Genomic DNA, 9,624 nt, shown 5'->3' with positions numbered 1-9,624 from the left:
GCTTTCTGATAAAGCCTCACACAGAGGACACAGAGAACACAGAGAAACTTCAATCGCGTCTTCAGTTCCTCCGTGTTCTCTGTGTCCTCTGTGTGATTCCCAATCTGTTCGCAACCAGAACAATGCTCGGCAATCTGGTATTACTCCGTACTTCTTACGGCTCGTCCGTCGGCTTCACCCGCACGGTGAGATCGCGGCTGCGGATGACCAGCTCGCCCGTGCGCTCGTCGCGGGTGACGTTGACGGGGGCGCCGCGGACCTCCACCTCGCTGCCGCCCACCACGCCGGAGTAGCGCAGGCGCTGGCCGGCGGCGCGGGGGGCGCCCGGGGCGGCGGCCACCGGCGCGTCGGGGCGGCGGGCGGCGGTGGCGCGCGCCGCGTACGAGCGGCTCCCGCGCCGGTACGTCCAGGTCACCGCCTGCCCCGGGCGGATCGCCCGGAAGCGCCGCGCCCCCTCCTGCGTGGTGAGCGCCACGCCGTCCACGTGCGTCAGCCGGTCGCCGCGGCGGATGCCGGCGCGCTCGGCGGGGCTCCCCCGCTCCACGCTCACCACCTCGGGCGCGTCGGAAAAGAAGAACGCTCCCGTATCACCCCGCCGCGTCCTGCGCCAGCCGCAGTCGTCGCAGCTGATCCCGAAGCCGAACCACCCGGTCGGGAGGATGTCCGGCGGCGAAGGCGGCAGCGGCGGCAGCGGCGCCTGCGCGGGCTGCGGCGGCTGCGGCGGCTGCGGGATGTGGGGCTGCCCCGGCATCGGCGTCCGCGGCGCGCGCGGGACCGCCGGGGGATCCGGGATCCGCGGAGACGGCGGCGTCCGCGGCGGACGCGGGGCGCGCGGGTGGTCCATGCAGCGCTCGCCCGCGCGGACGGTCACGTCGTGCACCCGGCCCTCGCGGCGCACCGAGAGGCGCACCGTCTCGCCCCGGCGCACCGCGGCCAGCCGCCGCCCGCCCTCCGCGGTGGTGATCAGCTGCCCGTCCACCGCCACCAGCACGTCGCCCTCGCGCAGCCTCCCCTCGCCCACGTCCGTGATGTCGCCGATCCGCGGCTCGGAGTTGAACTCGAAGCTCACCGGCCCGTTGTCGTCGAACGACATGTGGCAGTGGCTGCACGAGATGGTGCCGTAGCCGAGGTCCGGCACCATGCGTCCCTTGTCCTTGGCGCACTGCCCTCTCTGGGCCCACGCGGAGCCCGGCAGCGCCACCAGCACCGCCAGCAGGATGATCCTCGCTCCTGTTCGCATCGATCTATCTCCCGGGTGTGACTTCGATTCGTTGGGTTGGCCGAAGGCCGCCCTCCGGCCGGTTCAGAACCAGACGACCCGCTCCTTGCCCGCCGTGTCCGCCTGCTGCCGCTGCTGCTGCACGCGCGTGCGGTCGAGCGACGCCAGGATCGCGGCCGCCAGCGGGTCGTCGGGGGAGATGCGCACCAGCTCGTTGGCCGCGGCGCGGAGCATCTGCACCGCCACCTCGCGCCCCTGCCGCGTCTGCGCCTGGTTGCGCGACGAGTCGGCCAGCGAGGCGAACTGCGAGAGCGCGCTCACGTACGCCGACCCGGTCTGCTGCACGGCCAGCGCGGCCTGCTGGGTGTTCCGGGCCTGGACCAGCTCGACCACCTGCTCCGTCTGCCGCCCCTGCAGCGTGCGCCCGGCCTCCACTCCCACCATAAAGAGCGCTACCGCCGCGGCCGCCGCGCCCACCAGCCACGAGGCCGGAAACCGGAGGCGGCGGGAGTGGGCCGCCGCGTGCACCAGGCCCCGCTCGCGCAGCGCCCGCACCGTGCGCTCTTCCAGGAGCCGCGAGGGCTCGCGCTCGCGCGGCAGGGCCGCGAAGGCCGAGCGCTCCTCGGGCGTCAGCTCGCCATCCATCTCGTCATGCGGTCTCATGCGTCCTCCCCGTCGTGGGCTCCAGCACCTGCCGGAGCGACTTCCTCGCGTGGAACAGCTGGCTCTTGGAAGTGCCGGGCGAGATCCCCAGCATCTCGCCGATCTCCTCGTGCTTGTAGCCCTCCACGTCGTGCAGCACGAGCACCGTGCGGTAGCCGGCCGGCAGCAGGCCGATGGCCCGCTCCAGGTCGATCCGCTCGCCGTGCCTCTCGGCCGGCCGCCACGGCTCGGGGACGCCCTCCAGGTCCGTCCAGCGTCCCTTCCGGCGCAGCAGCCCCCGCGCGACGTTCAGCCCGATCCCCGTGAGCCAGGTGGAGAAGGCGGCCTCCCAGCGGAAGTCGCCCAGCTTCTCGGTGGCCCGGATCCAGGCGTCCTGCACCACGTCCTCGGCGTCGTGCTCGCTGCCGCCCACCACGCGCAGCACCAGCTGGTACAGCCGCGGCGTGTGGCGCCGGTACAGCTCGCGGAACGCCTTCTCGTCGCCGCTCATGAGCAGCGCTTCGGCGAGGGCCTGGTCGGTGGCGGGGGCGGTTTCGGTCCTCATGGCGAAGGCTGAGTGCCGGCAGCGCTACGGATGGTTGTATGCGGAGATGCGGTCAGCGGAACCGTCCGCCCGCGCAGGGTACCACGCACTCCGTTCCCCTGGCGGAAACGGATGCGGGGAAACAGCTTGCGTCTTCGGGATCGTGAACCGGACGAAAGGAGAAGGGATGCTGCCGGCCAGCTCCGCGCAAGTGTTCGCTTCGTGGCTGGCCGCCGCGCTCGTGATCGGCGGCGCGGCGAGCCTCCCCGTCGATCGCGTCCCCGCCGCCTCCACCGCACCGGGAGTCGAGGCGGCGGGGGACGGACAGCAGGTGACGCTGCGGCTGGTCTCCCAGCGGCCGAAGCGGTCGGACGGCTACGCGGCGCTGGGGCTCACGGGCGCCAACAAGCCGAACGGGGTCGAGTACCGGCTGCGGCAGAGCGTGCCGGACAAGACGCCGGAGTTCGTCCCGCGCGCGGAGGACGGGCTGGAGCTCTTCGTCGCCGACGCCACGGGGGAGGGGTGGCTGGCCTTCTACCGCACGCCGCTGGAGCGCTGGGAGGGCGCCGCCAACCCGGAGTTCGCCGCGGCGCTCTTCTCCCCGTCCGGCGAGCGGCGGTGGAAGCTGAGGCTCAACGACTTCCTCTCGCGGCCCGACCGGCTGGAGATCCAGGACGTGCGGTACTCCGGCGGGCGGCTCTACTTCAACGAGGCGTGCCAGAGCTACTCGCGCGAGGCGCTCGGGCGCTGCTCGTCGCTGGTGCGCGTGGACCCGGCCGCGCGCTTGGTGGACTGGCGCACGCCGCCGCTCACCTCGAACGGCGTCTTCATCCTGCACGGGCCGTGGGTGATCGCCGGGTACGGCTTCACCGCGGAGCCCGACTTCCTGCACGTGGTCGACCGCGAGACGGGACGCGTGCTGGCGCGGCGGCGGCTGGACAGCGCGGCGAGCTACCTGGAGATGAAGGACGGCCGCCTGCACGTGGTCACGTACAACAGCGTCTACGTCTTCGAGGTGGAGGGGCGCTGAAAACCGTCGGCGGCTGGCGCCGCCGGGGAGGCCCCCTCCCCCGCGCGGCCCTCGGCTGCTCGTTCCTCGCAGCCAGAGGGCGCGCTCCCCTCCCCCGCTGCGCGGTAGAGGGGAAACACCTCGGCGCTGCGCGCGACGAGATCGGGGGCGGAGCGAGTGGGGCTCGCGGTTGAAGCCTCGCGGGGTTCGCGAGGCTTTCCGTGGTTCCAGCGGGTGTCTTCAGGCACTCGCACCCGGCGCCTCGCGTGACGAAACGGCGCCGCCACGACAATCGCGTGACGGCGCCGTTTTCGTGTCCGGAAGACGGGCTCACAGCGTGGGGAAGCGGTCCTTGATGCGGTTGACCAGATCGGCGTACCCGGGGCGCCTGCGGATGTCGGGGTGCCACGCCAGGTCCTGCTCGATCAGGTCGATCTCCTCCAGGATGCGCGCCCCGGGGATCACGCTGCCCTGCGGGTCGCGCTCGCGCCCCATCAGCCAGATGGTGTCGGCCACCGCCACGGCCGCCGACACGTCGTGGGTGACGATGATGAGCGTGGTGTGCTCGTGGCGCCGGCTCACCTGCAGCAGCAGCTCCTCCACCGCCTGCTGCGCCACCACGTCCAAACCACTGAACGGCTCGTCCATCACCAGGTAGTGCTCGGAGCAGAGGAGCTGCTGGGCGATGGCGACCCGCTGCCGCTGGCCGCCCGAGAGCTGGATCGGGAACTTCTCGGCGTGCTGCGCCAGCCCGAAGTGCTCCAGGTACTCCATCGCCCGCTTGCGCGCCTCGTCGGCCGGGAGGCCGCCCTGCCTGCCGGCGATCACCAGGTTGCCGATCACCGTGCGGTGGTCGAAGAGGATGTAGTTCTGCGCCACCACCCCCACCAGCCCGGGAGCGGCGGGACGGCCGTCGGCGCCGATCTTCACCTCGCCCTGCTGCGGCTTGAGCAGCCCCGCCAGGATCTTGAAGAGCGTGGTCTTCCCCACCCCCGAGGGGCCCAGGAGCCCCACGATCTGCCCCTGCTGCATCCCGGGGCGCACCACGTCGCGGACCTGCGCGTTCACGTCGCGCAGGATCGGGGCGCCGGGCCAGCCGAAGGTGACGCCCCGGACGTCGAGGAGGACTTCCTTGCGCTCGTACGCGTGCTGGGTTCCCATGGCCTACCTCCGCGCCACGGCCAGGGCGGCGTGCGGCACCAGCGTGGCCTTCATGAAGCCCAGGAACCAGTCCACGAAGAAGCCCGCCAGCAGGAACACCCCCTGCACGGCGAAGATGGCCGCCAGGTTGAAGTGCTTGTTCTGGTCCATCAGCATGGCCCCGATCCCGCCCCCGCTGCGCGAGATCCCCTCCACCATGGTGAGCATCATCCACCCGATCGCCGCGTTCTGGCGCAGCGCGTCGAACGCGGGGCCCAGCTGCCCCAGGATGATCACCTCCCACACCACCCGCCACTCGCCCATGCGCAGCGTCCGCGCGTGGTCGAGCTTCTCGTTGGGGACGCTGGCCACCACGTCGACCATGGAGGTGAGCAGGAAGGCGGAGATGCCGAACACCAGGAGCGACACCTTGAGCGGGTGCCCGCCGCCCACCATCAGCGTGAAGACGAAGGTGAGCCCCACCATGGAGAGGAAGCGCGCCTTGGTGAGCGCGTTGATCACCGGCCGGAGCGCCGGCACCACCGTCAGGTAGGCCAGCCCCATCGAGAGCACCGCCGCGATCGCCAGCGACTGGGCGAAGAGCGCCATGCTGGTGCCCAGCTCGCCCAGGAGCCCCTGGCGCGAGGCGAGCTCGCCGAGCGCGTCGAACACCCGCCCCGGGCCGGGAACCCACGCCGGGCCCACGATCCAGAGCAGGAGCACCAGCACCGCCCAGAGCAGCGCCAGCATGGTGTAGGTGCGGGTGGGGACCCACTGGTTCGGCCTGAGCGCCGGACCGAGAGATGGCATCGTCGTCGTCTGGAAGATAGGAATACGAGGCCGGCGGGCGCGGGACGGATGCCCCCGCGCCCGCCGGCTCGAGCTACGCCAGGAAGGAGATCAACTCCCGATCACCACTTCCACGCGCCGGTTGGCCGCGCGGCCCTCGGCGGTGCGGTTGCTCTCCACCGGCTGGGTGGCGCCGTGCGCGAAGATGCGGATGCGCCCCGGCGGGAAGGTGGACGCCGAGCGCCGCTCCAGCCACTGCTTCACCGCCAGCGCCCGGTCTTCCGAGAGCTGCTGGTTGGCCGCGGGGTCTCCCACGTTGTCGGTGTGGCCGTGCAGCTCCACCGCCAGCGAGTTGATCGACAGCTCGTCGAAGAGCTGCTGCAGCTCGGCCTCGGACTCGGGCGTGAAGGTGGCCGCGCCGGTGGCGAAGGTGATCTTGTAGTCGCGCCGGCCCACCACGCGCCGCACCGGGGCGCTGCTGTCGGAGAAGGTCTGCGTCTCGGCCCGGCCGGCGGTGGCCGCCGGCGCGCGCTGGGCGACGGCCCTCAGGTACGAGACGTCCACCACCTCGTCGTACGGCGGCACCTCGGGAACCAGGTCGGGATACTGCTGGGTGACGATCTTCCCGAACACGGTGTAGGTGGCCCGGAAGCGGCTGGTCTCGGGCGAGCTCCCCTCGGCCAGGCCGAAGAGGAGGAGGTTGTCGGCCAGGTTGTTGGCCTTGGAGCCGCCCAGCTCCACCGGCACCCCGGTCTTGTCGGGCTCGGTGACACCCTTGTAGTACTTCTCCCAGTAGGCGGCGTCGGCGCCGCTCTCCTGGTAGATCTCCTGGCTGATCTCGGCCGCGCGCCGGAGCGCCTGCGGGTGCGCCAGCACCTGGTCGCCGCCCTGGGTGAAGGCGGTGAGCAGCTTCTCGACCGTGGCGCGGTTCTCCTGGTTCCACTTGCGGATGCCGATCAGCACGTGCGGCATCTGCGAGCTGTACTCCCTGGTGGAGACCACCGAGACCAGTCCGCCCTTCTCGCGCGCGATGGTCACGTCGGCCGGGGTCCAGGTGACCACGCCGTCCACGCACACGCGGCGGCTCTGGCCCGTCTTGCGGCCGTTCTCGACCACCTCGCGGTCCTCGCAGTAGCCGGCCACGTACTTCTCGGCGGCGTCCACGTAGGTGCCGGCGTTCACCCAGTTGACCGCCTGGGGGTCGTAGGTGCGCTCGTCGGGGTTGTTGGGGATGTTGTTGTCGCCCATGAAGCGCTGGGCGATGTTCCAGTCGCCGTCGCGCAGCACGCCGGCGATCAGGGCCCCGCGCATGCTCTGCGGGTTGTCGCGCCACTTCTGCGGCCCCATCAGCTTGTCCTCGCCGCGCGAGTAGCCGCAGCTGCCCACGATCTCGGCGCGGTACTCCTCGCCGAAGCTCTCGGTGAGCTGCTTGTTGAGCGCGGCCAGGAAGGCGCCCGCGCCGTCGCCCATGATGCCGATGAAGTGGATCCCCTCCCTCGGCTGCCGGTTGCCGCCGTGCATGGCGGCGGCCAGCGCGGTGAGCTGCGCCATCAGCTGCGAGTTGTCGTCCTGGCGCGAGATGAAGACCTTGATCCCCTGCTTCTCCATCAGGCTTCCGCGGGTGGTCACCGGGCCGCCGTTGGCGTAGAGGCACCCCATCTGGGAGTTCCACGCCCAGAAGTTGATGCGCACCTCGGGCGCGCCGGGGAGCGCGGCGGGCTCGTCGCTGGGCAGCCCCGCGAAGCCCACGTCGGTGTAGGCGCTGGTGGCGTCCTTGGCCGGGTCCAGGCCCTGGACCTTCTCGGGAACCACGGTGCGCAGCAGGCGGCGCCCGTAGCCGTTCTGGGCCGCCCAGCGCAGCCCCAGGCCGATGGCCAGGATGAGGACCAGGCCGCCCAGCACGCGTACGGTCTTCTGCCCCGTTGACGTCAGTTTCATGGGTCGGGTGTGGAGTTTAGGTTGCTTCAGTCCGCGGACACGGCCGTCAGGACTGCGGGCGGCGCAGCCGGGAGCGCCAGCGGTCGGCGCCGCCGGCCTCGGACCCGCCACGCGGGGTCTCCCCGCCGCCGCCGGAGGGGAGCGCGGGGGCGCCGGAGGCCGCCGGGACGCCCCGCGGCCCCCCCTCGGGGATCTCGCGCTCCGCCTGGGTGACCTTCTTCTCGGCCGCGGCCAGCTGCTCCAGCCCCTCCTGCCGGAAGGCCATCTGGTTGAGGTCGACCGCGTGGTCGAAGTCGGTCAGGTCGATCAGCGTCTGCAGCTCGCCCAAGCGCGCCTCGTAGTCGTCGCGGATGCGCTCGGCGGCCATGTCGCGCACCTCGGCCAGGTCGCTGTCGCCGAAGATCCCGTGCGCGGCGGCCGTGGCCGAGGCCACCGCGCCGGTGATGGTGTGCTTGTCGGCGAGCTGGTTGGCCTCGTCCTCGGCGGTCTGGATGTGGTAGTCGGCGCGGCGCAGCACGCGCCGGAGCAGCTTCTCGATCGCCTCCACCTGCTCGGCCATCGAGCGGTACTCCTCCATGTCGCGCGCCCGGCGGGCGGCGATCTCGGCGTGCGCGTTCAGCCCGTCCTCGTCGTGCTGGCTCTTGGCGGCCTGGGCCAGGCGCAGCGCCGCCTGCCGCTCCTTCTCGCTCTTGGCGATCTTGGCCTCGACCATCCGCTTGACGCCCACGATGCGGCCCAGGCGGTCCTGGATCACCTCGCGGCGCCCCTTCATCTGCTTGACGAAGCCCTTGAGGATGGCTACCGGGTCCATCTCGACGAAGTTGCTGGTGACCCAGCGCGAGATCATCTGCAGGGCGTAGAAGAAGAGCGTGCGGGGACGGTCCCACACGAAGACGATGCAGTAGAGCAGCGCCATGACGCCCACCAGCCCCGCCAGGTACAGCGTGTTCTCGGCGATCTGGATGAGCGTGGGGAGGAGCCGGACGAAGGCGTACCCCAGCCCCACGCCGAGCGCGGTGAGGATCCCCACGCCCACCTTCCCCTCGGGCTTCTGCCAGAAGGTGCGCTTGGGCCGCGACGATGCGGCGCTAGCCGTGCTGCTGCCGGAGCTCTCCATCATCTTCAGGCCGTGGGCTTGGGGGTGAGGAACGGGGTGATCCGGGCGCGCTCGGCGGCCAGCTCGGCCTCGACGGCGGTGTAGCTGGCGGCGAAGCGGGCGGAGCTGGCGTCGAGGGTGGCGCGCGCCTCGCGCACGGTCTTCTCCAGCTCGGCCACGCGGGCGTCCAGGGCCTTGATCTCGTCCTGCTTGCGGGCGATCTCGGCGCGGGCCTTCTGGATCTCGGCCTCGGTGCCGCCCACGCTCTGCTCGGCCTCGGCCTGCACGGCGGCGTCGAAGGCGGCCTTCTCGTCGGCCAGGATCCTGAGCCGGTCGTCGATGGCCTCGGCCACCCGGGCCGCGTCGATGCCGTGGCTGGCCTGGGCGGCCGAGAGGGCGAGCTGGGTGCGCTGGGCCTCGTCGCCCACGGCACTGAGCGCGCCGAAGAGGGCGCGGAACTGGGCGTAGGCGGCCTTCTTGCTGGCCTGCACGGCGGCCTGGAGCTGCTGCACGAACTCGGGGTCGGGCGGCACGGCGGCCGCGGCGGCCGGCATCGCCAGCGTGGCGTCGGCCGGCGCGGCGGGAGCGCCCTGCGGCGCGGCCGCGGCGCGCTCGCCGCGGCCGCGCTCGGCGGGGCGCTTCTCCTCGCCGTCGTCGTCGAACTCGACGAAGGTCTCCAGGGCGTCCTTGCCCACGTCTTTCAGCTTGTCGAGGAATCCGCTCATCGGCCTGGGTCTCGGCCGGCCGGCCTGGCGGGGGTGGCCGCGGGGCCGGGGGCCTGCTGGGAAGAGGTGTCGGGAGGCTGCATCGAAAGGGGTCTCCGGGCGGTCCGGGGCCGTCCAGGCCGCCCGGGCTTCCGAAGCGGCTATAACGTTAACGCGGCCTTCGTGTTGACGCCAGTCCCGGTATTTCCGGGGGCCTGCGCGCCGCGAGCGAGGACTACGGACGAGGGCGGGGCCGGGTTGCGCAGGAACTTACCCCGGCGGCCGCGCCGCCGGGGCCCTCACCCGCCGCCTTGGAGCGGCAACCCTCTCCCAACTTCGGGAGAGGGTGGACTTTACGCCCGGTACGAGGTCGGGTTGGTGCCGGCTGTCCCCTGTACGCTGTTTCCTGCCGTTCGCGTGAGGGATGCGCGCCCGACAGGGCCGGGACGCCGCCGCCACAGGGGTATCGTGGCGGCGGTGGCCCGGCGCGGTTGGGCACAGTCGTATCGTGCCCTACCGCGCGCGCAGCCCGGCCCGGAGCGC

General features: G+C 72.1%; 9 protein-coding genes. 1 reads left to right on the top strand and 8 read right to left on the bottom strand.

Annotated features, from left to right (window positions below):
• Positions 1 to 154: 154 nt before the first annotated feature.
• The 3 genes from VF746_18180 to VF746_18170 form a co-directional block, all read right to left on the bottom strand.
• Positions 155 to 1,240, bottom strand: a complete 1,086-nt coding sequence (locus tag VF746_18180) for a PDZ domain-containing protein (GenBank protein HEX8694355.1) — start codon at positions 1,238 to 1,240, stop codon at positions 155 to 157.
• 63 nt (positions 1,241 to 1,303) lie between these two features.
• Entirely contained in the window at positions 1,304 to 1,882 is a 579-nt protein-coding gene (locus VF746_18175) for a hypothetical protein (GenBank protein HEX8694354.1), read from the bottom strand.
• Complete coding sequence (locus VF746_18170) at positions 1,869 to 2,426, bottom strand: sigma-70 family RNA polymerase sigma factor (GenBank protein HEX8694353.1); 558 nt, start codon at positions 2,424 to 2,426, stop codon at positions 1,869 to 1,871. Before VF746_18170 ends, VF746_18175 begins: the two co-directional genes overlap by 14 nt.
• A gap of 166 nt (positions 2,427 to 2,592) precedes the next feature.
• Between VF746_18170 and VF746_18165 the strand changes: the two genes are divergently transcribed.
• A complete protein-coding gene (locus tag VF746_18165; protein ID HEX8694352.1) occupies positions 2,593 to 3,435 on the top strand; it encodes a hypothetical protein in 843 nt (280 codons plus the stop codon).
• Positions 3,436 to 3,744: 309 nt separating this feature from the next.
• Here the strand turns inward: VF746_18165 and VF746_18160 are convergent, their stop codons facing one another.
• The 5 genes from VF746_18160 to VF746_18140 form a co-directional block, all read right to left on the bottom strand.
• Positions 3,745 to 4,575 (bottom strand): ABC transporter ATP-binding protein, encoded by an 831-nt coding sequence (locus tag VF746_18160; GenBank protein ID HEX8694351.1) that lies wholly within the window; start codon positions 4,573 to 4,575, stop codon positions 3,745 to 3,747.
• Positions 4,576 to 4,578: 3 nt separating this feature from the next.
• Entirely contained in the window at positions 4,579 to 5,364 is a 786-nt protein-coding gene (locus VF746_18155; GenBank protein ID HEX8694350.1) for a hypothetical protein, read from the bottom strand.
• 90 nt (positions 5,365 to 5,454) lie between these two features.
• Positions 5,455 to 7,281, bottom strand: coding sequence for an OmpA family protein (locus VF746_18150; protein ID HEX8694349.1), 1,827 nt, complete (start codon positions 7,279 to 7,281; stop codon positions 5,455 to 5,457).
• Between the two features lie 46 nt (positions 7,282 to 7,327).
• Positions 7,328 to 8,401 carry a hypothetical protein gene (locus VF746_18145; protein ID HEX8694348.1) on the bottom strand — a complete coding sequence of 358 codons (1,074 nt, stop codon included), beginning with the start codon at positions 8,399 to 8,401 and terminating at the stop codon, positions 7,328 to 7,330.
• A gap of 2 nt (positions 8,402 to 8,403) precedes the next feature.
• The gene (locus tag VF746_18140; GenBank protein HEX8694347.1) at positions 8,404 to 9,102 is read right to left on the bottom strand and encodes a hypothetical protein; all 699 of its coding nucleotides are present in this window, start codon (positions 9,100 to 9,102) and stop codon (positions 8,404 to 8,406) included.
• Positions 9,103 to 9,624: the final 522 nt, after the last annotated feature.

Origin of the sequence: Longimicrobium sp., from assembly GCA_036389795.1 — a bacterium.
Taxonomy (GTDB): Bacteria; Gemmatimonadota; Gemmatimonadetes; order Longimicrobiales; family Longimicrobiaceae; genus Longimicrobium.
This window is presented reverse-complemented; position numbering and strand designations above follow the sequence as displayed.

What these genes read in the sequence shown, in the direction of transcription:
- VF746_18170 (HEX8694353.1), bottom strand. Translation starts at nt 2,426, where the DNA reads ATGAGGACCGAAACCGCCCCCGCCACCGACCAGGCCCTCGCCGAAGCG.
- VF746_18175 (HEX8694354.1), bottom strand. Translation starts at nt 1,882, where the DNA reads ATGAGACCGCATGACGAGATGGATGGCGAGCTGACGCCCGAGGAGCGC.
- VF746_18165 (HEX8694352.1), top strand. Translation starts at nt 2,593, where the DNA reads ATGCTGCCGGCCAGCTCCGCGCAAGTGTTCGCTTCGTGGCTGGCCGCC.
- VF746_18160 (HEX8694351.1), bottom strand. Translation starts at nt 4,575, where the DNA reads ATGGGAACCCAGCACGCGTACGAGCGCAAGGAAGTCCTCCTCGACGTC.
- VF746_18150 (HEX8694349.1), bottom strand. Translation starts at nt 7,281, where the DNA reads ATGAAACTGACGTCAACGGGGCAGAAGACCGTACGCGTGCTGGGCGGC.
- VF746_18145 (HEX8694348.1), bottom strand. Translation starts at nt 8,401, where the DNA reads ATGATGGAGAGCTCCGGCAGCAGCACGGCTAGCGCCGCATCGTCGCGG.
- VF746_18180 (HEX8694355.1), bottom strand. Translation starts at nt 1,240, where the DNA reads ATGCGAACAGGAGCGAGGATCATCCTGCTGGCGGTGCTGGTGGCGCTG.
- VF746_18155 (HEX8694350.1), bottom strand. Translation starts at nt 5,364, where the DNA reads ATGCCATCTCTCGGTCCGGCGCTCAGGCCGAACCAGTGGGTCCCCACC.
- VF746_18140 (HEX8694347.1), bottom strand. Translation starts at nt 9,102, where the DNA reads ATGAGCGGATTCCTCGACAAGCTGAAAGACGTGGGCAAGGACGCCCTG.